Here is a 23,027-nt window from a genome sequence, read left to right on the forward strand (position 1 = left end):
ATTGCTACAGTTAATGCTGAGGTTATGAGGCAAGTGAAGTTATACTTCCCATACTTTGTTTTTCATACTTCATTACCAACTACAACTATAGCACAACCTAAACATAAGATCCTCAGTTAGTAAACTCAGCACCATTGCCGCCCAACATCATGCAGCAGGACACAGAAAAGCTGAACGCACTGGAATTGCAGATAGACACTTTTTTTGAGGAAGCGCTGGCGCTTGAAAAAAAGTTTGCCCCCACTCTGAAAGAGATTGATCCTAGATTCAGCAAAAGCGCCCGCAACCTGTTGCATTACCTGGCCCTGCGTCACCACGATGTCCGGAATTTACAGGATGAACTGGCGCAATTAGGCCTTTCGTCGTTGGGCCGTGCTGAGGGGCATGTGCTAGCCAGTTTGCAGGCCGTGCGCAACCACCTTTGTTTTCTTATCGGGTGCGAACCCCAACTCAGGCCGCTGGCAGTATCTTATTTCGAGAACAGGGAGCTTCTGGCCACCCATACTTCTGCCTTACTAGGGCCAGTGCAAAATAAGCGCAACACCCGCATCATGGTTACTTTTTCCACGGACCTGGCCACTGATTACGACCTGGTACTGCGCATGCTCAAAGCCGGCATGGACTGCGCCCGCATTAATTGCGCCCACGACAGCCCCGAAACCTGGCTTGCCATGATCCGAAACATAAAACAAGCTGAAAAAGAAACCGGGCTTTCGTGCAAAATCCTGATCGACCTGATGGGGCCTAAACTACGGACCGGGCCACTGGCTCCAGGCCCAGAAGTGCTGGTAATACACCCCATACAAAACGAAGTTGGCCAGATTGCTTCGCCTGCTAAAGTATGGCTCGCCCCGGTTGGTGCGCCTGCCCCTAAAACTACAGATGCAGCTTTGCCAGTTGATGCAGCCTGGATAAATCAGTTGCAGGAAGGCGATATTATCCGGTTCAGGGATACGCGTGGTCGCAAACGTAAGCTTTCTGTGGTGCAAAAAGAGGCGAACGGCGTTATAGCACACTTGCTTAAAACATCATACATAACCAGTGGACTTAAACTTATACTTAAAACCCACTCTGCTGCAGACCATACCACAACTGTAGGGAAATTACCTGCTATTGAAGTACCTATACTTTTGAAGAAAGACGATTTACTTATACTTCACCGCGAGGCCATACCCGGGAAACCGGCCAAATTTGATGCTAACGGTCATATTGTGGAGTCAGCCCATATATCGTGTACCTTACCAGCCATTTTTGACCAGGTAAAAACAGGCCAGCCTATACTTTTTGATGATGGCACTATTGAAGGGGAGATACAAGACGTTCGAGAAGATGCCTTGCTAATTAAAATAACCTTTGCGAAAGATAGTGGCAGCAAACTACGCGCCGATAAAGGTATAAACCTGCCCGACAGCAAATTGCGGCTGCCCGGCCTTACCGAAAAAGATAAGCAGGACCTGAAGTTTATAGTTAAGCATGCCGATATTGTTAACCTGTCTTTTGTGAACGATGTAAAAATGGTAGAAGACTTGCAGGCGGAGCTCAAAAAGTTAAGCACCCCTGACCTGCCCATTATGCTTAAAATAGAAACGAAAGAAGGTTTCCGGAACCTGCCTCATTTGTTGCTGGCCGTTATGAAATCTTACCCGGCAGGCATCATGATAGCGCGCGGCGACCTTGCCGTAGAATGTGGCTGGCAACGGCTGGCCGAAGTACAGGAAGAGATTTTATGGCTATGCGAAGCAGCTCATATGCCTGTGGTCTGGGCTACACAGGTGCTCGAAACGCTTGCTAAAAAAGGCCGCCCTTCGCGAGCCGAAATAACCGATGCAGCCATGTCGCAACGTGCCGACTGCGTGATGCTGAACAAAGGCCCCCATATTATTCAGGCCATCAATATGCTTGATGACATCGTGAACAGGATGCAGGCGCACCAGAACAAAAAAACATCGATGCTGCGCAGCCTTCACATTTCCGACATGGAACCCTAATTACATGATAATCACAAGGCTAATAATTAAAATTTTAGTAACTTCCTGAAAGTATACTTCAGCTTACCTGACGCCAACCAGTTCTATGAAAAAAATATTACTCCCTGCCTTTACAATGGCCTGCTTAGCTGCACATCCTGTGTTGGCCCAAACACCCTCAGCGTACGAGCATCCGGAATTAACAAAACGCCAACTGATTGTTGAAAAACCTGACCCGCTTGTTTTGGTAGGCACTCAGGAAACCCGCATGCCGGCACTTATCCTTAACCCCGAAAGAATCAAAAGTATGGATGTACTGAAAGCCGGGGCCGAAGCAAAGTATGGAAAAAAGGCGAAGAACGGGGCAGTTATTATCTCCTTAAAAGAACAGACTAACCTTGCACGCCTGGAGCAGATTTATGCAAAGTATACTATACCCAAAACCCAGCAAACTTTGCGGGTAGCAATTGACGGGAAACTTGTACCCGAAAAAGAAATGATATTGGCAGACCTGCGCGATATAAGTAAAATAGAAATCCGGAAACAGGATGTTACTGACCCTGCCCGCTGGGGCTTTAACGAAGACGAGCTATATCTGCACATCACTACATCAATAGAGTAACAGGTAAAAAAACAAAAAGGCTTCCGGAAATTATTTCCGGAAGCCTTTTTGTTTTGAAGGAGTTGATCCTTATCTGATATCTAAGAAAACACTTTCAGGAGCATTAGCAGCTACATTAATAGTTGCAGCAGCTTCACCAGTATCGCTCAGTTTGAATCCTAAGATCTTGTTAGCGCTTTTTTCTGCAACGTAGATCATGTTTTTACCTTCTCTGTCATCAATAGTAACTTCAACCGGGCCACTCAGCAGGTTGGTAGCATTACCTGTAATTGTGCGTGTAGCAGAAATTTCGCCGCTTGCACCAGACAGTACCGTGTTGGCATTATCAAAGATGTAGATTTTACCATCAGTAGCAGTAGCAGATGTGCTGGCACCCAGATCAGTTACAACCAGTGCATTGGCTGCGCTTGAGTAAGCTATACCGTGCAGACGTGAAGCACCTGCAATTTTAAAGCTAGCTGTTGGCGTTACTTTACCTGTTGTTAAGCTAGATGGAGAGTTGTATACTTCGATAGAACGGGCTGCTTCGTCAAGAGCTACCAGCAAACGGTTGTTTTTGCTATCGAAGTGCAGAGCCCAAGGCTTGCCACCAGCAAGTTTCAGAACTTTAGTAGCTGCTACTTCGCCAGTTAGCGCCAACGGATCGCTGAATACGTGGATGGTGCTATCATTTGGCTTAGAGATATAAAGCAACTTATTTGCTTCGTCATAAGCAATGTCACGTGCGTTTGTAACATTAGTAAGCTTGAACTTAGAAGTTACAGTAGCGTTATCGGCTAATTTCGCTGCATCAGCAAAAACCAGGATCGCTCTTTCGTCGCGGGATACCTGGAACAGGTGTCCTGAAATAGGAGCTACAGCTATACCGTTACCTTTATTGGCCGTAGTTTGCACCGTTTTTGGTGCCTGAAGTGTTGCATCAGTATTCAGGTCGTAAATGCTCAGCTGGCCTGCAGTTACATCATTAGAAACATATAAACGTGCCGCTGCATCAGGGTTAGTACCGCCGCCATTATCATCGCCGCCGTCGTCGTTGCCATCGCAACCTGTCATCATAAAAACTGAGCAGCATATAACCGGAAGGGCAAGGAATTTTCTGAAGTTGATCTTTGTAAAGGACATGGTTTCCATAGGTTTTAAAATATTATTATTTGTGGAATAAAACGCCTATTCCGTGGCTTAAGTATAATTTGTATTAATAAAAATTTATAGTAATCAGTTGAGAAAAGGTCAGGTGCCCGGGGAAGGAACACCAGTTTTCAGGCACCACACCCGGGGATACGGATGCTTAACGGTTCTGAAACACTACCATTACGGAGAAACTTGTTAAAAAGGATTCAATAATCGCTATTTTATTATAAACAATAGTTTTAATTAATTTAAAGCACCTTTTTTTGTGATATTACTAAGCTCAGGCTCCAAACATTATAAATGTGTAAATATGAACCCAACTAAACGCGCCAATATCACGGCAGGCCTTAAAGTAAAAATCGTGATGAAGGAAGACCAGCGCTCCGGCTATCTGACCGAAGGCTATGTTCAGGATATTCTAACCAACTCATCCACTCACCCGCATGGCATTAAAGTTCGCCTTGAAACCGGCGAAGTAGGCCGTGTGCAGGAAATCATGGAAGAAGACTGATTATTTGATCACGATTTTCGAATCCAATTACGGAGCCGTTTTCGAATTGTTTAAAAAATATTGCTATATCGCTATACCTGCCTGATATTCAGGCAGTATAATTTAAAACACTTTACTAAATGTGAAGGGAGTTTTGCACCATTCTACAGCAGTCCTTCGTCGGCGAAGCTGTAATAATCGGTATCGGTAAAGATGATGTGATCGAGCACAGGCAGGTCTAAAAACTGACCGGCCTCTTTCATTTTTTTAGTGAGGGAAATATCTGCGGCGCTGGGTTTGGTATTACCGCTTGGGTGGTTGTGCACCAGTATAATGGAACTGGCCAGCTGCTCCAGCGCTTTTTTGAAAATGATCTTAGGGTCAGCTACAGTTCCGGCTACACCGCCAGAGCTTATACTTTCCTTTTTCATGACCACATTGGCACGATTCAGAAGTATGATCCAGAACTCTTCATGCTGCAGGTCGAGTAGCTGGGGCTTTATGTAATTGTAAATATCGGTAGAGCAGGTTATGCGGGTGCGGGCGGCAGCGGCCAAGTTCCAGGGCACTTACTATAGTTATGGCTTTAGCTTCTCCTATACCTTTGTGCTTCATCAGGTCCTTCACTGATAATCTGGCAAGCTCGTTCAGATCGTTGCCAACAGCGGCAAGTATAAGTTTGGCCACATCTACAGCCGTTAGTTTGGGTGTACCGGAGCCTATAAGTATAGCAATCAGTTCGGCATCGCTCAGGGCAGCTTTGCCTTTTAACAGCAGTTTTTCGCGCGGGCGGTCTTCTTCGGCCCAGGTTTTAATGTTCAGCGATGTCTGATAAGGCGAAGCGCCTGCCGTAAGTATACTTTCTTCCACTGCGGTACAAAATTTGATAGGTACAGAATGTTAGCTGAATCCTATTTTTAAAGAAATAGTTCAGCTGGAGCCAATTCAGTTTTTATTTTGTTCTTTAATACTTAGCAATCAATCTTAATCAGGCACAGACTGCAACAGCTTTTTATGCCTCTAAACCATACTATGCAACAATTTCTTTCAAAGTTCTTTTCATTAGGGCTTGTAGTTTTAATCCTGTTTCTCATCGACCTTTACGTTTTCCAGGCAGTCAGAACGGTAACACAAAACCTGTCGCCGGTGGGGCAGCGGGTGATTTATACTTTATTTTGGTTGATTTTTGCCATAACGTCAGCAACTTTCATCTTCATAACTGCCACACGTGGCAGCATTTCGCTTAGCTTTTTTAAGACATACCTTACCAGCGCCCTTTTCATTCTTTTCGCCTCTAAGCTGGTAGTGGTTGTTTTTTTAATACTAGATGACCTGGTGAGGCTGGGCAAAATGGCTTTAAACGCCGCTTCCACCGATGCCTCATTCGATCCATCGCGTAATGCCTTCCTGAACCAGATGGGCCTGGTTTTGGCAGCTGTACCCTTCTCTGCTTTTATTTATGGTATGGTAAAAGGCGCTTATGATTACCGTGTAAAGCGTGTTACCCTCAAATTCCCTAACCTGCCCCAAGCTTTTGATGGCTATAAAATGCTCCAGATCTCGGATCTGCACACAGGCAGCTTCACTTCTACAGCCCCTCTAAAAGAAGCTGTAAAGCTAATTAACAAGCAGGAGGCAGACCTGGTATTTTTCACCGGCGACCTTGTAAACAACATGGCTGTTGAACTGACTGACCACCTGGATACCTTAAAAGAGATAAAAGCGAAAGAAGGTGTATACTCCATACTAGGCAACCACGACTATGGCGATTATGTAACCTGGGAAAGCCTTGAGGCAAAGCAGCAAAACCTGCGAAACCTGGTGGCGGCACATGGCAAAATGGGCTGGGATATACTCCTGAACGAACATCGCCGCATCGAAAAAGATGGTGAGCACATAGCTATACTTGGGGTAGAAAACTGGGGCAACCGACACGGCTTTCCGAAGTATGGCAAACTGCACCAGGCCCATCAGGGTACGGCTGAAAGCCCGTTCAAGGTGCTGCTCTCTCACGACCCCTCACACTGGGATGGCGAAGTAAACCACCTTTACCCCGACATTGACCTGACCTTATCCGGACACACACATGGCATGCAGTTTGGCGTTAACATACCTGGCCTTAAGTGGAGCCCGGTTCAGTACATTTACAAGCACTGGGCAGGACTTTATAAGAAAGGAGAGCAGTACCTGTATGTAAATACCGGCCTGGGCTTTTTAGGCTATCCGGGCCGCGTGGGCTTTCTGCCAGAAATTACGGTATTCGAACTGAAGAAAGCTTAAAGCCAATTACCTTATACTTCTACCTGAAAAGGGCGTAGCGCTATGCGCGCCCTTTTTCTGTTTACGCCCGGACTAACTTACCTTAAAAAGTATACACGAAAGCATTCTTAGGCATCAATACCTGACAATAGAGTGGTAATTCATCAATTTAAATTGCACTCTAAAACCCTCTGAAACAGCTTATACTACATAAGCTTTAATGAACATAATCAGGGGCATACCGTAAAAAATGAGTGGTTCTGGAAAATTAGTTTTATACTATTTCGGGAGCCATTACATTTTAATTTCATTAAGAGGGATGATTATGAAGAAGATATTTTTTTCGGTATGCTGTGCAGGTGCGCTCTTTTATACTTCGTGTAACGGAGACCGTGGAACTACTACGGAAGTGGTAGATGCTAATAAGAACGAGCAAGTAGACCCAAACACTATCAGGGGCTATGGCAATGAGCCCGCCAGTACCAATGTTCCGGCAGACGAAAATGCTGACATGATGTACCGCAAGCAGGCACAAACCACAGCCAGCATGATGGCAACCGATATGAAACTCGACAAAGCTACCCAGGATAAAGTGGCCGCCGTTTTGTACCAGCGCAACCAGCAAATGAGTGCCCTGGAAGACAGGTATAATTACAGCTCAACCAACCGCATGGGTGGCCAGGCCAAAAACGATACCGAGAACGATTCGGCCATGAACAAAAACACCAACATGGACGCCGCGCGCCCTAACAATGCCGGAAACAAGTATACAGGCAACGCGGCGAAAAACGATGCAATGGGCAATAACCTGAACATGACAGAAACCCAAATGAATGCTGAGCGCTCCAAAATAGACGCAAAAACCGACAAGGATATGAAAGCCATACTTACGCCGGAGCAGTATAGCACCTATACTAAAAACCGTAGCAAGTACAGCAACATGTAGCATTTATAAAAAACCAGCTTATGAAAGCTTACCAAAAGATAAACTAAGCTTTTAGGTTTACGTATACCTTATTAAATGAAAGCCTGCAGCGCCCGTAGCTGCAGGCTTTCGCTATTATAGCCTTTCAGTATTAGTTAACTTTGCATAACTTTATACTTTGCAATATTTTAAATCGGAGTTGGTATAATTTTTTAACCTGTTATGGCGTATAGTAATAAGTTAATATTTCATTAACCTGCTGCCACCACCCCTTTACATGCTCCGACACCCGCTATTATACTTCATTTTGGTTATTCTGCTGCTGGGCACTTTGCCAGCATCTGCACAGCATACCATACGGGTAAGCGGCACCATTCTGCAACCAGACAAAAAAACACCTGTAGCAGGGGCAGGCATTATTAAAGTAGGTACCAACAAAGGCGTAGTTTCTGACGCAAAAGGCCAGTTTCTTATTGATATCCAACAGCAGGACACGCTCCTGATCCGGGCTATCGGCTATAAACCGCTTTTGTACCTTCCTAAAAAATTACCTGTTTCAGAAATCAGAACAACGATAGTGCTGCAGGAAGACAGCGTACTGCTGGGCGAAGTAGAAATTACCAGCCGTCCGTCTGAGGAAATGATACAGCGCGCTATCCGTAACATGAAACGCTCAGAGACCAGCCAGGTTAAAAACCCGGGCTATATTCCGGGCTCAGAGCCACCCCCTCCCCCGCCACCTACACCGGCTACCATGCTCAGCCCCATGACAATGCTGTATGAGATGCTCTCCAAAGAAGGAAAGCAACGCCAGAAACTTCAGGAATTATACTTGCAACAGGAGCTGGAGCGCCGCAAAAAAGAGCGCGATAACTACAATAGGTTCTTTAAGGATAACAGAGGTTACTAATAAGTTTTCATCCCTGAAATACAGAATAGAGGAAATTATACTTTAAAAATTCTTAAAAACTGATTATCAACAACTTTATAGTATAGAATTTTATACTTCTACAAATCCTTTGAGCGCCTTTTATACTTTCGTCTGAACATTTAGCTGCTGCGTAGGTTAGGTAATACTAACACCTGACACTATGAAGATTGGTTACCCGTGCATGAACGAGACACTGGATTGTTCCTCAGCCAGAACTTTCCGGCTGGCATCTTATTCTGAAGAGCGCCTGATACAAACTGTAGAAATGAACCTGGCCTGCCTGCGCCGCATACTGGAGTATAACCTCGAACATGGCCTGCTCTTCTTCCGCCTTACCTCCGGGCTCGTACCTTTTGCCTCGCACGAAATTAATTCCTATAACTGGCAGGAGCATTTCAAGATGACCTTCCGGCGGCTGGGCGATTTTATTAAGAAGCATAACATGCGTATTTCCATGCACCCCGATCAGTTTGTGGTGCTTAATTCTCCTAACCAGAACACAGTAAAGAACAGCATTGCAGAATTGGTTTACCAGGGCTCTATACTTGACCTGATGGGCCTCGACAGCACTGCAAAATTACAGATACATGGCGGAGGTGCCTACGGCGATAAAGGGAGTGCGATCCATCGTTTTGCCGAAGTATACCACAGCCAGTTACCCGATGCCGTAAAAGCCCGCCTCTGTGTAGAGAACGACGACCGGACGTATAGTTTACAGGATTGCCTTGTACTGCATGAATTAACCGGCATGCCCGTTATACTTGATAACCTGCACCACGAGTGTGTGAATAATGGCGAACCGCTAAGCGAAGCTGTACTTCTGGCAGCCAGCACCTGGCACCCCGAAAAAGATGGCGTACTAATGATGGATTATAGCTCGCAATCGCCGGGCGAGCGCAAAGGCAAACACATCCAAAGTATACAGGAAGACCTGTTTCATGACTTTCTGGTAGAAACCGAAGGCACAGAACTGGATGTAATGCTGGAAATTAAAGACAAAGAAGGCAGCGCCAGAAAAGCCCTGGAAGTAGCCCGCGCTATGGGCCGGCTATAGGTAACTCCCTATTAAATGGTAAATCCACTCGGCCAGTTGCCATAGCGCCCATAACAAAAGTATAAACAGTAACACAATACCCACTAAAGCCCCTATAATAATGCCTTTGCCGCTGCCTTGATAACGGCCTTCTTCGTAGTGGCTGCGCAGCAGTTTTACGTTGCGTTGGTTGGCCTTAAAGAAAAAATCGAATACATTGCCCAGTACAGGTATACTACCCAGCAGCGTATCGAATGCAATGTTCAAAAGCATAAGCGCCACCACTTTTCCGCTGGCGCCATGTCGGGCCATGGTCATTACCAGCATAGCCGAAACACCAAACGAGGCCAGGTCGCCGGCAACGGGCAACAAGCCAAGTATAGGATCTAAACCAAAACGAAAATTAGTACCCGGCAACCGGAACTGGTTATCCATCAGCTTTACAATGTGGTCTACCCACTTCAGCTTTTCAGATTGCGGCGTGCGCGTATAATGTGTGTTTTCAAGGGCCATAAGCGCTTATACGGAGCATTCCGCCAAAGGGTAAGCAGAGGTAAATTATGAGGCAGATCCGGCTTAATAGCGGTTTCGTTTTTTATAATTTTTCTTTTTACCGCCTGATTTTTTATCCCACTTTTTACTTGGCTTGCTCTCTCTCCTACCATTCTCGTAGCGCATGCTGTGGCCATACTCATCTATAACTATGGCTTTGCTGCTTCTTTTAAGCGGGGAGCAGGAAGCAAGTATAACAACCACTAGCAGCAGTATACTTATACTTTGTAAAGCCGAGGTTAAAACCGGCTTTCGCGTTATGCCTGTATCTGGCACTTGTGCTTTTGTACTTATGATTTCTTCGGATACTTGCTGTAGTTGTAACGGTTTGAGTAAAATCTGTTTCATGTGTAGCTATTTTAAACATAGGCACATATACGACAAAACACAAAAACAGATAAATAATGTTATATAATATTCTGTTTACTATACTGATCATAAAACAAAAAAGGCCAGCCGTTAAGCTGACCTCTTTTTGATGTATTTGGGTATTAATGCTTTTTGCCTTTTCCTTTACCCTTGCCTTTTTTGCCAGGCGCAGCCTTAGCCGACGAAGAAGCAGAATTCTTGATTATTACCGTATTCCCTCCTTTTTTGTGTTTGGTGTGTCCAGGGTTTGTAGTATAGGGGTGGTGTGGGTTATTAGGGTTCTTGTACCAGCCTTTGTGCAGGCCGTTATCTTTTTTAGAACTACCTATACGCACATTTCTACCATCTTCCACTACAATTACCCTACCCGACCTGGATGTTTTCTTAGAAGAGGAGCATGAAGCCAGCGTAGCAACCGCTGCCAGCATCAATAGCCCGTGTTTTAAAATTTGCATGATAAAGTTTAGTAAACGTATTTCTGGCACCTTAACGTAAAGCGCCTTACAAAAGTATAAACTTCAAACCTCAATCCATAAAAACCACTGATGCTCAAGCCCTAAATTTACTTAAGCCTGCCTTAGCCAACATAAAAAAGGCGCAGCTTATGGTAGCTGCGCCTTTTTTATACTTTGGTTTTCTGATACAGTGCTTAAAGCCTGTTCTGAAGTATAACAATATTATGATCTGATTTTATGGCCTGCCACAGCATAGTACAGGATAAACAGGTAGCAAGGCACCATTATCCAGTAAGCTTGTTGCGAGTTAAACGCATCTGAAAGCGAGCCATAAACCAATGGCAGAATAGCACCACCGGCAATACCCATAATCAGAAGGGAAGAACCGATTTTTGTAAAACGACCTAACCCTGAAATAGCAAGCGGCCAGATAGCAGGCCACATCAGTGAGTTTGCCAAACCTAGCAGAGCGATAAACAATACCGAAGTATAACCTTCTGTAAGTATAGCAGCTATAGAAAACACAACGCCCAAAATAGCTGAAATTTGTAAGGCTTTTTCCTGCTTCAAATATTTAGGAATGGCTACAATACCGATAACATAACCTACCAGCATGGCACCCAATGTAAACGATGTAAAGAATTTAGCAGTAGATAGCGCTATACCTTGCGAAGCGCCATAGCTGATAATCGTATCACCGGCCATTACCTCCACGCCCACATACAGGAAAAGGGCAATAACACCCAGCACCAGGTGCGGAAACTGGAAAATGCTTTTCTTATTAGTGTTGGCAGCTGCTACCGTTTCGTCTTCCTGGTCAGTATCGATTTCCGGTAAAGAGGATAACAATACAAGTACAGCCAGTATTACCAGCACAACAGCCACAATAATGTATGGCGTTATCACACGTTCAGCCAGTGCATTCAATTCCAATGCTTTTTCTTCAAGGCTCAGTGTATCCAGTTTGCTAACCAGAGAGTCGGCATCAAGCAGTACAATGGTACCCAGTATAATTGGAGCCAGCATACCACCTATTTTGTTGCAGATACCCATAATGCTGATGCGTTTTGCAGCACTTTCGGCAGGGCCCAGAATGGTAATGTATGGGTTAGATGCTGTTTGCAGCAAAGCAAGGCCAGTACCCTGTACAAATAGTCCCAGCAGGAAAACACTGTAAGTACGCGTTAAGGCGGCAGGTATAAATACCAATGCACCTATTGCCATTACAGCAAGTCCGGCAGCCATACCTTTTTTAAAGCCTGTTACCTTTAAAACCCACGCCGATGGTATGGCCATTACCAGGTAAGAAATGTAAAAAGCAAAGGCTACCAGGTACGACTCAAAATTAGTAAGCTCACAGGCTAACTTCAGGTAAGGAATCAGTACGGAGTTAAGCCAGGTAACGGAACCGAAAATAAAAAACAAGGCCCCGATGATCATAATATACTTGGTGTAATTTGATCCGTTTGACTGTACTGCGGTATCCTTTGCAGTGGAAGCTACTTTTGTCATTGTGGTTAGTTTGTAGGTTATTCTGTGCAATCAGTTAGTGCTGCTTGGCAATTAACTTAAGCTTTCGGAAAGAAGACAATCCTTTATAAAAAGGCCAGTGTAATACTTTCTAACAAATCGCAGCATTAAGATAAAAAGAAAGATTGAAGCGCCATACTTCTTTTTTTAATTCACCATTATTTCATCGGCAAACAGCCAGGTTTTCTGCCCTGCTGATGGGTATTTTGCCGGGCTAACGCCTATACTTTTAGCTTTCACTTTTACAAAGCGTGCTTTTACAGGCGCTATATCTGCTGTAACCTCGCGCTTAAGTATACCTTCTGCTGCGTCCGGGTTAACTGTTGTTATCACTTTTACGGTTTTGTAAGTAACACCGTCCGTTGATACAGCATACTCTACCTGTGCCGGCAGGAAAATACGATAGCCAATATTTTGCATAAAGGAGCTGCTAAGTCTTTTAACCGGTGTTATTTCTTTCAGATCTATTACAGCTTCCATATCTGTGCCAAGAAATCCGGTCCAGTGGCCGTCTGTCTGGTCGGTAGAGCCTCCTAAGCCATTTACCAGGGTAGCCTTGTTAGCGTAGCTTTGGTGTGCCGGGATAATCAGGTTTACCGTGCGGGTAAAAGCCTTATGCGCATCAAAATGCTTTGTACTTACTTTCCCAACTACTTTTCCATCTGCAAAAGAGGCCGCCTTTATAACAGCCGATTGCTTCAGTACAAAAGGTTTGGTGTATAAATGCGAGGCTGTTGTCGGCTCAGTACCATCAAGGGTATAATAGATCTTCTCATCGGCTGCATCTGTCAGGAATTTCACTTCTACCGATCGGTTCAGGGTATCAACCTGCAGTTGCTGCCGTACATTAAAAGCGCTTCTGGAGTAGTTTACTCCCATCGCATCATAGCGCTTGTATTGTTGCTGCATGCGTATTTTAAAGTCCTCCCAGTTCTTCTTCTGAGCAGGTATCCAGAGTACTTCCGACAACGCCGATATGCGCGGCATGATCATATACTCAACGTGTTCTTGTGTCGGGATATACTCCGTCCAGAGGTTAGCCTGTGCGCCCAGAATATACTTCTTTTCGTCTGCTGAAAGATCTGCCGGTGTTGGCTCGAAAGAGTATACATTTTGTAAAGTGCTGTAGCCATGTATAGCAATCGGCTCCAGGTCGCGTTCGCCCTGGTAATGGTCGAAGTATAAATGCGTGCCGGGTGTCATTACCACGTAGTGTTTCTGCTTTGCTGCAGCTATACCTCCTTTTGTACCGCGCCATGACATTACGTAGGCATTCGGAGCAAGGCCACCTTCCAGTATTTCATCCCAACCGATAATGGTTCTGCCGTTTTTGTTCACAAACTTCTCCATGCGCTGCACAAAGTAGCTCTGCAGTTCGTGCTCGTCTTTCAGGTTTTCGTTATTGATGCGGGCCTGGCATTTCGGGCATACTTTCCAGCGTGTTTTCGGAGACTCATCCCCTCCAACATGAATAATCTTGCTCGGGAACAGATCCATCACTTCGCTCAGCACACCTTCCAGGAAAGCAAAGGTCTGCTCGTTACCGGCACAGAACACATCAGGAAAAATACCCCATTTCGACTCTACTTTAAAAGGACCACCAGTGCACGAAAGTTCAGGGTAAGCCGTCAGGGCTGCCAGTGCGTGGCCGGGCATTTCAATTTCAGGTACCACGTTAATGTAACGTTCCTGCGCATACTTTACTACCTCACGAATCTGCTCCTGGGTATAGAAACCACCGTGGCGCTCCTTTTTATAGGTCTGTGGCAGGTCCCAGTAATGGCCGATCATGGTGCTGTCGCGCCAGGCGCCAACTTCTATCAGTTTCGGATATTTTTTGATCTCGATTCGCCAGCCCTGGTCATCGGTAAGGTGCCAGTGAAAGGTGTTCATTTTGTGCATGGCCAGGTAATCGATATACTTTTTCACGAACTCCACCGGCTGAAAATGCCGTGTTACATCCAGGTGCATACCACGCCAGTTATAACGAGGTTTGTCGGTAATTTCAAGTGCAGGTATACTTACAGTTAAGGCAGCTTTTTTAACCGGAAGCAGCTGGCGTATAGTTTGCGTACCCAGGAAAATACCGTTGGCTTTATTTGCGGCCAATGTAATGCGCTTAGGCTGTACCTGCAAAGTATAACCTTCTTCGCCCAGCGAATCCGGTGCGTTATGCAAGGTCAGGAAAATCAGGTTGGCGGCCTTTGTTTTTGGCTTCTTACTGATCACCTCCGGCTGAAAACCTGCTGTATGCTGTATATCCTTTGCCAGGCTTTGCGCTATTTTTTTGAGTTCTTCGTTTTTCGGGTCTGTATAGATTTTAGTACCTGCCGAAAGTATAAAGCTGCCCTTCTGTTCAGTCAATTTTAATGGCTGCGGTATAATGGATATTTTTTCCGGCTGATTGCTAACCTGCGCAGTTGCAGGAGTAACTGTTGTAGCACAGAAAATACAGACTAGTAGTGCGAATAACTTCGTTTTGATGTTCATGCCAAAGCGTTTGAAATCGGGAATGATAGTATAAACTTTTGGTATAAATGGAGTTTTGTGGTACTCCTGCTTCTTCGTTTTATACTTGGGAAGAACCCGCCAAAGTATAAAGTATAAATTTTACCTGTGACTTTACAGATAAATAAAAAAGCCAACGGCAGGGCTGCTTTTACCCTACCGTTGGCTTTTGCCTGTTTTAGAATTTCCACTTCACAAAAGCTTCCATTGCCTCGTAGTTTGCAAGGCCCAGGTCGTCGTAGCTTTTTGCTGTTTCGCGGTTTCTTTCTTCTGCTCTTACCCAGAACTCGCGGGCATCGTCTCCCGGGAATACCGGCCTGTCTTTCTGCGACTGGTGCTTGAAGATAGCGTTACGCTTACGTTCCACTTCCTGCGGCGACAGCGGTACTGCCATCTCAATTTCGTGCGTTTCGAACTCGTGCCACGCGCCACGGTACATCCACAGCCAGCAGTCTTTGGTCCACTCTTCGGTTTTACGCAAGCGCTCCATTGCCTCCAATATAATTCTGAAGCACACAATGTGCGTACCATGCGGATCGGCAAAATCGCCGGCGGCAAAGATCTGGTGTGGCTTTACTTTTTGTAACAACTCCATTGTCAGCACCACATCTTCTTCAGTAACAGGGTTTTTAACTGTTTTTCCTGTTTCGTAAAAAGGCAGCGCCATAAAATGAATATGATCATCTTCCAGACCGGCATAACGCGCGCCTGCGATTGCCTCGCTCTTTCTGATAAAAGCTTTCACATCACGAATCTCCTGCGTATCAAGCTGGTTAGGCTGCTTCACTTCCAGGAAAACGCGCATATCTTCGTAAATCTTTTTCAGGGTGCTGTTATCCTGGCCAATGCTTTTGTTAAAGTCGATGGCAAATTCCATGTACCGCAGCACGTCATCATCCCAGACAGCCGTATTGCCGGAGGTCTGGTAGGCAACATGCACATCGTGGCCCTGGTCTACTAAGCGGATAAACGTACCACCCATCGAGATCACATCATCATCAGGGTGCGGCGAGAAGATTATTACTCTTTTCTGAGCTGGCTCGGCGCGCTCCGGACGGTAAGAAATGCCAGAACCTGGTTTACCGCCTGGCCAGCCGGTAATAGTATGCTGCAGGTTGTTAAACACATTGATGTTGATGTCGTAAGCCGTACCTTTTTCGGTAATCAGCTGTGCCATACCGTGGCTGTTATAGTCTTCTTCTGTCAGCTTCAGGATTGGCTTTTTAACTGCACCCGATAACCAGATAACAGCTTTCTTGATCATGGCATCATCCCAGATGCAATCTTTCACCAGCCATGGCGTGTTAAAGCGTGTCAGGTCAGAAGCGGCATCCTGGTCCAGCACAAACTCCACACTATCAGACAGCTGCAGGTAAGTAGCCGGCACCTCGCTCGACATTTCTCCTTCTACCGCCTTTTTAATGATCGGAGCCTTCTTTCCGCTCCAGGCCATCAGGATAATTTCGCGGGCTTTGAAAATGGTACCAATACCCATGGTAATGGCTTTGCGCGGCACATTCTCTTTACCACCAAAGTCACGGGAGGCATCACGGCGTGTCAGGTCGTCGAGGGTTACCAGACGTGTACCGGAGTTTGGCGCTGAGCCCGGCTCGTTAAAACCGATGTGACCCGTACGGCCAATACCCAGAACCTGCAGATCCAACCCACCCAGCGATTCTATTTTTTGCTCATAGTTCAGGCAGAATTCATGAATCGCCTCCAGTGGCAGCGTACCGTCAGGAATATTGATGTTGTCTTTTTCAATATCGATGTGATGGAAGAGGTTTTCGTTCATGAACGTTACATAGCTCTGCGCTGCCGTTGGCTGCATCGGGTAGTACTCGTCCAGGTTAAAGGTGATTACATTTTTGAAGCTTAACCCCTCTTCGCGGTGCATGCGCACCAGTTCTGCATAAACCTGCACCGGAGTAGCACCGGTTGCAAGCCCCAGAACTGCGTTCTCTCCTTTTTGCTGCTTTGCTCTGATCAGGTCTGCTATACGCTGCGCTACTTTTACTGAGGCTATATATTGGTCAGGGAATACCGAAACAGGAAGCTTTTCAAAACGGGTCTCTTCTAAAAGATTTAATCGGGCCATAGTTTAAAATGGTAGTATACTTGTGTTAAAAGAAAATTTCAATCTATAAAATACTTATTATTCATAAAGGGACGATTGGCGCAGGTCAAGCAGGGTTGCCTGCGGCGAAATGCGTTTTGCCCTTAAAAAGCGTTTAAATTCGGAGGCATCATAGTTAGGCGCTTCCGGGTTCATGCTGTTAATTTTTACTTTTCCGGCAGAGTGTATAAACTCCTGATTGCCGCCAATCCACATGCCTACGTGCACTACACGCTCCGGCTTATCGGCTTGTGCCGGTACGCCAAAGAAAAGAAGATCGCCGGGTTGCATATTTTGCCAACCCTGCTCTGTATTCACAAGCTCGCCTAAATGTATCTGCTGCGAGGCATCGCGCGGAAGAACCAGGCCATTCATAAAGTATACCGTTTTAGTAAACCCGCTGCAGTCTACACCTTTAAAAGATGTACCACCCCACAAGTATGGCACACCAAGCATGCGCTTGCTGGTAAGTACCAGGTTATCGGTGGTAGGCTGGCGGCTGGCTGCCCAGTCTTTGTAATTTACAGCTTCGTTAGCCTGCACATAACCAGAGCGGCCATCAGGTAACTCTACATGATAAAAACCTTTTACCTGGCCTTTTAAAAGCAGCACATCGCCATAAACCATGTCAGAGATGGTAGCTCCCTGGGCATCTGTTGTAGCATAGGCAAAGCCATAAGGGTGTGTATACAGGAGTTTTTTAGGCTGCTTCCATTTTTCGAACCGAGCTTCATCCATCAGGGTAATACCGCCGGCATCAACCCAAGCAATGTACTGGTCAGGAGTCTGCACGAGGTACCAGCCACCATCTTTTTTCAAAACATGCAAAGGCGTGCCCATTGTAGCCTGTGTTGCCAGTTCTGCCGCATGCTTCGGCTGCGACCGTATATTTGCCACCGAAATAGAAACTACAGCCCAATGTTTGCCTTCCAGCTCAGCCTCCGGAAGTACCTTTATACTATCCTGGAAAGAAATAGCAGCAGCATTAAGCTTTTCTAAAAGAGCGGCTTTTGCCTCAGGCATGTTTGTTTCTCCGGTAAGTGTAGTTCCGTTAAGCTCTACCTGAAACAGGGCTGTACGCTTATCCGGAGCATATTGCTGGCGAACAGCATCGATGTGAGATTGTGCCATAGCAGTTTTTGAAACAGTATCTGAAGTAGTTTTTGTAATTGTGCAGGATGCCAGAATGGCGAATAAAAACACTAAAGGAAAATTTCTCATTTTAAAGAAGTATAAACTATAGTTCTGAAAGCCAATTGTCGGTTTATAACCTGACACATAATACTTGAAAGTTTCTTTAAATTATACTTATCAGGGTGCTACATACTGCATCATGATGGCAGACAAATAACCGCCGTAAGTACCTAAAGCATAACCAAATATAGCCAGCAACACACCCACAGGCGCTAAAGCCGGATGAAAAGCACTTGCAACAATTGGCGCTGATGCCGCCCCGCCCACATTAGCCTGGCTACCAACAGCCAAGAAGAAGAAAGGTGCTTTTGTTAATTTACCAACTATAAGCAACAGCAACATATGAATGCTGATCCAGATGAGGCCTACTAAAAACAGACCAGGCTGGCTTACAACAGCTGTAATATCCATCTGCATACCTATGGTTGCCACCATAATGTAAATAAATACACTCCCAATACGGGTGGCGCCTACTCCTTCCAGCTCACGCGCTTTTGTAAAAGACAGCAGCATGCCAAATGCGGTTGCCAGCACCACTATCCAGAAAAAGCCGGAGGTAAGACTGAATTTTTCGAGGTAAGGGGCATGCACCTCAATCCAGGGCGCAATCAGGTCGGCAAAAAAATGAGAGATGCCGGTAATACCTAAACCTATACCTATTATCATCATGGTATCGGTCATAGTTGGTATCTGCATAATGCTGAGCCTGTACTTCTCTACCTTTTCTTTCAGGTCGTCTACACTAGAACTATCAGCTTTAAAAAATCTATCGATCTTTTCTGTTATGCCGGTGCCATACAAGAGAACAGCCATCCAGATGTTGGCTACAATTACATCTACTGCTATCACAGCAGAAAACAAATTAGAGCTTGGCTTAAATAACTCGAACATGGCCAGCTGGTTTGCTCCTCCCCCTATCCAGCTACCCCCAATTGTTGAAAGCCCGCGCCATACGGCATCAGGCCCCTGCCCTCCCACTATTTCGGGTGCGAAAGATGACACAATAAGTATAGCCAACGGGCCTCCGATCATGATACCGACAGTACCGGTAATAAACATAAGCCCTGCCTGCCTGCGCAGTTTCCATATTTCTTTCAGATCAAGGCTGATGGTGAACAGCACTAAACTTGCAGGTAACAAATAACGGGACGCCATCTGATACAACCCTGATTGCTCGCCCGAAATAATGCCAAAGGAATTAAGTAAGCTGGGAATAAGGTAACACAGCAACACCGAAGGCACTACCGAATAAAATTTCTTAAAAATGGGCCGTTTGCTGGCTGACGTTTTGAATACAGTGGCCAAAATAATAACCAGTATACCCAGCACAACGGCATCATTGGTAATTAAAGGTACTTGAGTAGCGGATTGCTCCATATCGGGGGGCTAAAAGTCTATTTTAATTGTAAAGGTTAAATGTTCGTTTTCATAGTTTCAGTGGCTTTCCGCATTAAAAGGATTCTGCTTCAAGGTGGTTAATTATACTTGCTACGCGGTCTACATCATCGGTTGTATGCAGGCTGCTAAGTATAACCCGCGTAATGGGCTCATCTGCCGGAGTTGGGTACCGGAAGCTCGATATCAGGACCTTATGCTGCAATAAAAAAGGGCAGAGCTCCTGATTCTGGGTATAAAAGACAGGGTACTGATCAAAAAAGTTGAACAGCTCCGGCCGGGCCAGTTGTTGCCTGAACTGCTTGATATTGGAAAACAACTTTTGCCTTGCTTCTGCAAACACGTTCTCAGACTTCAAAAAAGCATACAAGTAGGCAGGTATGGCCGGCGATGCCCCGCCAAACTGAGGCGAAACCCTGAGCTTATCAATTAGCTGTTTATCGCCAAGTATAACGCCTGCCGGCACGCCAAAAGCTTTTCCTAAAGAGCCTACCACCAGAACGCGTACTCCGGGCAGCTGCTTTTTTAATTCCTGAAATATTCCGGCACCATCTTTTCCTGTTACCCCAAACCCATGCGAATCATCTACAACAAGGGTAATTTTTTTATTCTGTGGCAAACCAGCTACCCAGCCAAACGAGTATTGCTGCGCTTTCAGGGGGTCGATGGAGTTACATACTATGATTACCTCTTCGCTTGTAGCAGCCTGCACCTCCTGCTCCGCTTGCTTAACCCAGTCTTCATACTTAAGGTTTGCTGAGGTTGTGTTTGCTTTGCTGTGCCAGATAGCCGGATGGGCGCCAGGCGCATATATAAAGTGCCCGCTGCCCTGCAATGCCTGTACCAGGGTTTGCCCGGCCAGGTACCCCGACGACATGGTAAGTACAGCTTCGGCGCCGGTATAAGCTGCCAGGTAGTTTTCTGCCTCCTCGAATACCTCCAACTGCAAATTTGAATTGCGGGAGCTGGCGTAGTTGGTACCGTAGCGGTTCATGCCTTCTACCACGTACGCCTGAAACGCGCGGTTACGTGGAATGCCCAGGTAAGAAGCACCACTGAAAAAAAGGTACTCCTCACCTTCTACCTGGAGGGTACGCCCCGGCATCTCGTTTACATGTACTGGCGCAGCGTCAAACATTAGCCTAGCAGGGTTGTTCCTGTTCCGTTAAGTTCACTGTAGCTGACCTTACCATATTCAATGGTAACGCCTTTGGCAATATCTTCGCGGAGCAGTAATGCGCCATCCATATCTACATAATCCAGGAGCGGTAATAACTGGGCGATGGCCGAAATACCTATACTTGACTCGGTCATACAACCCACCATAACTTTCATGCCCAGGCTTTTGGCTTCGGCTATCATTCTGCGGGCAGGTGTAAGGCCTCCGCATTTTACCAGCTTAATATTTACACCATGAAAATGCCCGTGGCATTTGGCAACATCCTGTTCGGTAATACAGCTTTCATCGGCAATAAGCGGCAACACAGACTGTTCGTATACTTTCTTCATACCTTCCATGTCATCTGCCTTCATGGGCTGCTCTATAAACTCTACACCAAGTGGTTTCAGCTGGCGTGAATTTTCTATAGTTTCTTCCACACCCCAGGCACAGTTTGCATCTACACGAAATACTGCATCGGTGTGTTTGCGCAGCTCCTTAACTATAGCCACATCGTTGGGGGTACCCAGCTTTATCTTATAAATCGGCCACGGGCACTCCTTTAGCTTTTTCACCATGTTCTCTATCGTATCAATGCCGATAGTATAATCTGTCAAAGGTGTACTGTCGGCGTTAAGCCCCCACATCTGGTATAAAGGTTTGCCGTGTATCTTGCCGAACAGGTCGTTAGCGGCCATGTCCAAGGCGCAAAGCGCGAAAGGATTATCGACAAGCAATGGCTGCATTTTAGCCCAGAACGCTTCGGTACTGGTTAACTCAGCTGACTCAATCTGCTCCCTGATATTTTCGAGGGCATCGGTCATACTTTCGATGGTGAAACCATAATACGGGTTGCTGGTAGCTTCGCCGTAGCCTTTATGCTCCCCATGCTGTAATTCTACAATCAGGGTTGGTTGTATATCGCGCGAGTCATAAGCTATGGTAAACGTGTGCTTCAGAGGCAGGTCGAAAGAACGGATGGTGAGTTTCAGCATAGTTTATAGTTTAGAATAAGATGTTTTTTGAGAGTTAAGGCCATACTTTTCATGCACTTCTGTCATGATGCGCTCCATTTCGTTGCGGATATCAGAAGAGGATACGTTAAAGTTATTGTTCATGAAGCTGTACAGTAAAACTTTTCCGCTTTTGGTAATGATGTAGCCGCTCTGATTATGCACATGCGAAAGCGTACCTGATTTTCCGAATACAAAAGGTACATTGGCTTTGTAAATATTCCGGAAAGTACCCGCCCGGCCACCTGCTGCCAGTAAAGGAAACAGCCGCTCGTTGCCACGCTCCTGCTGCAGTTTCTGCAACACGGCAATTATACTTCGCGGCGTGATCATATTCATGTTAGACAAGCCAGAGCCATCTACCCAAACAGGCGCATCGGGCAGGTCAGCCAGGTATGTTTTAAGTACATGCTTGATGCCGGTTTCTACAGATAAGGTATCTGATAAAGTACCCGAGCAAAGAATCATCAGCTGCTCCGCCAACAGGTTATCGCTTACCTGCAACATACGCTTGTATACTGAGTCGGCGGGCAGGCCTTTCAATATCCGGGCATTTTGTGGTATCGTTCGCTTCAATAATTTAACCGGGCGCTTCAGTGTATCGGCCAGCAGTTGCACGGTCATTTCGGGCGAGGTTATAAATGGTACTTCCTCTGAAAAAGTAGCTTTGGCATGTTTCGGGTAAAAGGTAAGATCGTTGGTACGCCAGGCTCTTACAAACGGGTCGCCGTGCTTGTAAGCTAACGTGTCGGTTTTCAGCGACCGTTTAAAATAGGCAGGAGCTGTGGCAAATGGTCCGTCTTTCTTACGGGTAAACTTTACGATGTTGCCATGAATTGGAAATACGTTTCGTTCCGGCTGGTAGTAGTAATTATAGTCGTCCCATCCCCAGTTTACGGCAAAAGGTGTGCTGGCAAACGGAGCATCTATATAGTATAATTTCTCTTTGCGGCTTTTCAGAAAATCATAAGCAACGGAGTTCTTCACATCCATGTGCGTAAATGTAGGATCGCCGGTTCCCCAGAATATAAGCGAGTCGCCGCTGGTGGTATACTTGAGCGCAGGTATAGTATCGCCAAGCATTTTAAGCGAAGCATAAAAAGTGAGCAGCTTCGTGTTTGAGGCCGGCACAAAATACCTGTCGGCATTATGCTCTACCACCATTTTACCAAGTTCAGGGTCGTAAAGGGCAAAGCCAACAAAACTGTGCTTCTGCTCGCTCAGCGCAACAATCTGGCGTTTAATTTCATCGGGGCCATAAGGTACAGATGCCTGCGGTTTCTCGCGGGTGGTGCTGCAACCTGAAAACAACAATACACCAAACCCGACTAGCAGGTACCGGCAAAGCTTAGAGACTAGAACTAGGTTTGATGTCATA

The 23,027-nt window shown here is 45.8% G+C and carries 19 protein-coding genes and 1 pseudogene; 7 read left to right on the plus strand and 13 right to left on the minus strand.

The annotated features are described in order from the left end of the window. Nucleotides 1–149: 149 nt before the first annotated feature. Together LWP20_RS09265 and LWP20_RS09270 are read left to right on the plus strand one after the other, a co-directional pair. Nucleotides 150–1,988 carry a pyruvate kinase gene (locus LWP20_RS09265; protein ID WP_242927843.1) on the plus strand — a complete coding sequence of 613 codons (1,839 nt, stop codon included), beginning with the start codon at nucleotides 150–152 and terminating at the stop codon, nucleotides 1,986–1,988. A gap of 85 nt (nucleotides 1,989–2,073) precedes the next feature. Then, nucleotides 2,074–2,589: a hypothetical protein gene (locus LWP20_RS09270; RefSeq protein WP_242927844.1), complete on the plus strand. Its 516-nt coding sequence runs from the start codon at nucleotides 2,074–2,076 to the stop codon at nucleotides 2,587–2,589. 69 nt (nucleotides 2,590–2,658) lie between these two features. Here the strand turns inward: LWP20_RS09270 and LWP20_RS09275 are convergent, their stop codons facing one another. Continuing rightward, the gene (locus LWP20_RS09275; RefSeq protein ID WP_242927845.1) at nucleotides 2,659–3,720 is read right to left on the minus strand and encodes a beta-propeller fold lactonase family protein; all 1,062 of its coding nucleotides are present in this window, start codon (nucleotides 3,718–3,720) and stop codon (nucleotides 2,659–2,661) included. Between the two features lie 310 nt (nucleotides 3,721–4,030). Here LWP20_RS09275 and LWP20_RS09280 point away from each other — a divergent pair, with 310 nt between their 5' ends. Then, nucleotides 4,031–4,231 carry a YwbE family protein gene (locus LWP20_RS09280; RefSeq protein ID WP_242927846.1) on the plus strand — a complete coding sequence of 67 codons (201 nt, stop codon included), beginning with the start codon at nucleotides 4,031–4,033 and terminating at the stop codon, nucleotides 4,229–4,231. 143 nt (nucleotides 4,232–4,374) lie between these two features. Here LWP20_RS09280 and radC read toward each other — a convergent pair. Next, nucleotides 4,375–5,080 (minus strand): annotated as a pseudogene (gene radC / locus LWP20_RS09285) (RadC family protein). Between the two features lie 162 nt (nucleotides 5,081–5,242). On the opposite strand from radC, the gene LWP20_RS09290 reads away from it, so the two are divergent. From LWP20_RS09290 to uvsE, 4 genes are all read left to right on the plus strand, one after another. Further along, nucleotides 5,243–6,490, plus strand: a complete 1,248-nt coding sequence (locus tag LWP20_RS09290) for a metallophosphoesterase (RefSeq protein WP_242927847.1) — start codon at nucleotides 5,243–5,245, stop codon at nucleotides 6,488–6,490. A 304-nt stretch (nucleotides 6,491–6,794) separates the two neighbouring features. Beyond that, nucleotides 6,795–7,415 (plus strand): hypothetical protein, encoded by a 621-nt coding sequence (locus LWP20_RS09295; protein ID WP_242927848.1) that lies wholly within the window; start codon nucleotides 6,795–6,797, stop codon nucleotides 7,413–7,415. Between the two features lie 256 nt (nucleotides 7,416–7,671). Next, on the plus strand, nucleotides 7,672–8,304 hold the full coding sequence (locus LWP20_RS09300) for a carboxypeptidase-like regulatory domain-containing protein (protein ID WP_242927849.1): 633 nt from the start codon (nucleotides 7,672–7,674) through the stop codon (nucleotides 8,302–8,304). A gap of 181 nt (nucleotides 8,305–8,485) precedes the next feature. After that, a complete protein-coding gene (uvsE, locus tag LWP20_RS09305) occupies nucleotides 8,486–9,379 on the plus strand; it encodes a UV DNA damage repair endonuclease UvsE (RefSeq protein WP_242927850.1) in 894 nt (297 codons plus the stop codon). Here the strand turns inward: uvsE and LWP20_RS09310 are convergent. From LWP20_RS09310 to LWP20_RS09360, 11 genes are all read right to left on the minus strand, one after another. Continuing rightward, a complete protein-coding gene (locus LWP20_RS09310) occupies nucleotides 9,374–9,871 on the minus strand; it encodes a DUF4112 domain-containing protein (protein ID WP_242927851.1) in 498 nt (165 codons plus the stop codon). The two genes, uvsE and LWP20_RS09310, sit on opposite strands and share 6 nt — an antisense overlap. 63 nt (nucleotides 9,872–9,934) lie before the next feature. Beyond that, complete coding sequence (locus tag LWP20_RS09315; protein ID WP_242927852.1) at nucleotides 9,935–10,258, minus strand: hypothetical protein; 324 nt, start codon at nucleotides 10,256–10,258, stop codon at nucleotides 9,935–9,937. A gap of 143 nt (nucleotides 10,259–10,401) precedes the next feature. After that, nucleotides 10,402–10,734: a hypothetical protein gene (locus LWP20_RS09320; RefSeq protein ID WP_242927853.1), complete on the minus strand. Its 333-nt coding sequence runs from the start codon at nucleotides 10,732–10,734 to the stop codon at nucleotides 10,402–10,404. 222 nt (nucleotides 10,735–10,956) lie between these two features. Further along, nucleotides 10,957–12,246: a sugar MFS transporter gene (locus tag LWP20_RS09325; RefSeq protein ID WP_242927854.1), complete on the minus strand. Its 1,290-nt coding sequence runs from the start codon at nucleotides 12,244–12,246 to the stop codon at nucleotides 10,957–10,959. A 165-nt stretch (nucleotides 12,247–12,411) separates the two neighbouring features. Further along, nucleotides 12,412–14,754 carry a family 20 glycosylhydrolase gene (locus LWP20_RS09330; protein WP_262914557.1) on the minus strand — a complete coding sequence of 781 codons (2,343 nt, stop codon included), beginning with the start codon at nucleotides 14,752–14,754 and terminating at the stop codon, nucleotides 12,412–12,414. Nucleotides 14,755–14,950: 196 nt separating this feature from the next. Further along, entirely contained in the window at nucleotides 14,951–16,870 is a 1,920-nt protein-coding gene (gene nagB, locus LWP20_RS09335) for a glucosamine-6-phosphate deaminase (RefSeq protein WP_242927856.1), read from the minus strand. A 57-nt stretch (nucleotides 16,871–16,927) separates the two neighbouring features. Beyond that, complete coding sequence (locus tag LWP20_RS09340) at nucleotides 16,928–18,019, minus strand: C40 family peptidase (protein WP_242927857.1); 1,092 nt, start codon at nucleotides 18,017–18,019, stop codon at nucleotides 16,928–16,930. 180 nt (nucleotides 18,020–18,199) lie between these two features. Further along, the gene (locus tag LWP20_RS09345) at nucleotides 18,200–19,459 is read right to left on the minus strand and encodes a DUF819 family protein (RefSeq protein WP_242927858.1); all 1,260 of its coding nucleotides are present in this window, start codon (nucleotides 19,457–19,459) and stop codon (nucleotides 18,200–18,202) included. Nucleotides 19,460–19,532: 73 nt separating this feature from the next. Continuing rightward, nucleotides 19,533–20,615: an aminotransferase class I/II-fold pyridoxal phosphate-dependent enzyme gene (locus tag LWP20_RS09350; protein WP_242927859.1), complete on the minus strand. Its 1,083-nt coding sequence runs from the start codon at nucleotides 20,613–20,615 to the stop codon at nucleotides 19,533–19,535. Further along, nucleotides 20,615–21,628: a dipeptide epimerase gene (locus tag LWP20_RS09355; RefSeq protein WP_437179403.1), complete on the minus strand. Its 1,014-nt coding sequence runs from the start codon at nucleotides 21,626–21,628 to the stop codon at nucleotides 20,615–20,617. The genes LWP20_RS09350 and LWP20_RS09355 overlap by 1 nt, the downstream gene beginning before the upstream one ends. A 6-nt stretch (nucleotides 21,629–21,634) precedes the next feature. Beyond that, the gene (locus LWP20_RS09360) at nucleotides 21,635–23,026 is read right to left on the minus strand and encodes a D-alanyl-D-alanine carboxypeptidase/D-alanyl-D-alanine-endopeptidase (protein ID WP_242927861.1); all 1,392 of its coding nucleotides are present in this window, start codon (nucleotides 23,024–23,026) and stop codon (nucleotides 21,635–21,637) included. Between the last annotated feature and the right edge of the window lies 1 nt (nucleotide 23,027).

Source organism: Pontibacter vulgaris, from assembly GCF_022758145.1.
Lineage (GTDB): Bacteria > Bacteroidota > Bacteroidia > Cytophagales > Hymenobacteraceae > Pontibacter > Pontibacter vulgaris.

Excerpts from the sequence above, each read along its gene's own strand:
- LWP20_RS09265 (WP_242927843.1), top strand. The coding sequence starts at position 150 with ATGCAGCAGGACACAGAAAAGCTGAACGCACTGGAATTGCAGATAGAC.
- LWP20_RS09270 (WP_242927844.1), top strand. The coding sequence starts at position 2,074 with ATGAAAAAAATATTACTCCCTGCCTTTACAATGGCCTGCTTAGCTGCA.
- LWP20_RS09275 (WP_242927845.1), bottom strand. The coding sequence starts at position 3,720 with ATGGAAACCATGTCCTTTACAAAGATCAACTTCAGAAAATTCCTTGCC.
- LWP20_RS09280 (WP_242927846.1), top strand. The coding sequence starts at position 4,031 with ATGAACCCAACTAAACGCGCCAATATCACGGCAGGCCTTAAAGTAAAA.
- LWP20_RS09290 (WP_242927847.1), top strand. The coding sequence starts at position 5,243 with ATGCAACAATTTCTTTCAAAGTTCTTTTCATTAGGGCTTGTAGTTTTA.
- LWP20_RS09295 (WP_242927848.1), top strand. The coding sequence starts at position 6,795 with ATGAAGAAGATATTTTTTTCGGTATGCTGTGCAGGTGCGCTCTTTTAT.
- LWP20_RS09300 (WP_242927849.1), top strand. The coding sequence starts at position 7,672 with ATGCTCCGACACCCGCTATTATACTTCATTTTGGTTATTCTGCTGCTG.
- uvsE (WP_242927850.1), top strand. The coding sequence starts at position 8,486 with ATGAAGATTGGTTACCCGTGCATGAACGAGACACTGGATTGTTCCTCA.
- LWP20_RS09310 (WP_242927851.1), bottom strand. The coding sequence starts at position 9,871 with ATGGCCCTTGAAAACACACATTATACGCGCACGCCGCAATCTGAAAAG.
- LWP20_RS09315 (WP_242927852.1), bottom strand. The coding sequence starts at position 10,258 with ATGAAACAGATTTTACTCAAACCGTTACAACTACAGCAAGTATCCGAA.
- LWP20_RS09320 (WP_242927853.1), bottom strand. The coding sequence starts at position 10,734 with ATGCAAATTTTAAAACACGGGCTATTGATGCTGGCAGCGGTTGCTACG.
- LWP20_RS09325 (WP_242927854.1), bottom strand. The coding sequence starts at position 12,246 with ATGACAAAAGTAGCTTCCACTGCAAAGGATACCGCAGTACAGTCAAAC.
- LWP20_RS09330 (WP_262914557.1), bottom strand. The coding sequence starts at position 14,754 with ATGAACATCAAAACGAAGTTATTCGCACTACTAGTCTGTATTTTCTGT.
- nagB (WP_242927856.1), bottom strand. The coding sequence starts at position 16,870 with ATGGCCCGATTAAATCTTTTAGAAGAGACCCGTTTTGAAAAGCTTCCT.
- LWP20_RS09340 (WP_242927857.1), bottom strand. The coding sequence starts at position 18,019 with ATGGCACAATCTCACATCGATGCTGTTCGCCAGCAATATGCTCCGGAT.
- LWP20_RS09345 (WP_242927858.1), bottom strand. The coding sequence starts at position 19,459 with ATGGAGCAATCCGCTACTCAAGTACCTTTAATTACCAATGATGCCGTT.
- LWP20_RS09350 (WP_242927859.1), bottom strand. The coding sequence starts at position 20,615 with ATGTTTGACGCTGCGCCAGTACATGTAAACGAGATGCCGGGGCGTACC.
- LWP20_RS09360 (WP_242927861.1), bottom strand. The coding sequence starts at position 23,026 with ATGACATCAAACCTAGTTCTAGTCTCTAAGCTTTGCCGGTACCTGCTA.